Consider the following 422-nt stretch of genomic DNA (forward strand, 5'->3'; position numbering starts at 1 on the left):
TCGATTGAAGATCGTCCAGCTGAAGCTTCTGATCGTAATATTGCAGGCCATTTTGAAGCTGATACAGTTTTATCTGGCAAGCGCAAAGGTCAAGCAGTAGCCACGTTTGTCGAACGCAAGAGTCGCCTTACTATCGTTAAACGGCTTGACGGAAGAGATAGTACTTCAATGACTAAGGCTATCCTTGAATTAGCTAATCAATTAGGAACTAATCTCAAGACACTGACAGTTGATCACGGGAAAGAGTTCGCCAACTACCAATCAATTGAGGAGCAGACCGGTGTACCGCTGTATTTTGGCCATGCCTATTCCCCACATGAACGTGACAGTAATGAGAACCGTAACCGAGTGTTGCGCCGCTTTATTCCCAAAGGTCAACCAATTGAAGAGATTAGTGATGATGAGTTAATTCAGATTAACTG

At 43.8% G+C, this 422-nt stretch carries 1 protein-coding gene; it reads left to right on the plus strand.

Annotated elements, in window-relative coordinates; all coding sequences use genetic code 11:
- On the plus strand, positions 1-422 hold a 422-nt coding region (locus tag QOS01_RS10485), incomplete at both ends, for an IS30 family transposase (protein ID WP_283622280.1).

Source organism: Limosilactobacillus avium, assembly GCF_947381485.1.
Lineage (GTDB): Bacteria > Bacillota > Bacilli > Lactobacillales > Lactobacillaceae > Limosilactobacillus > Limosilactobacillus avium.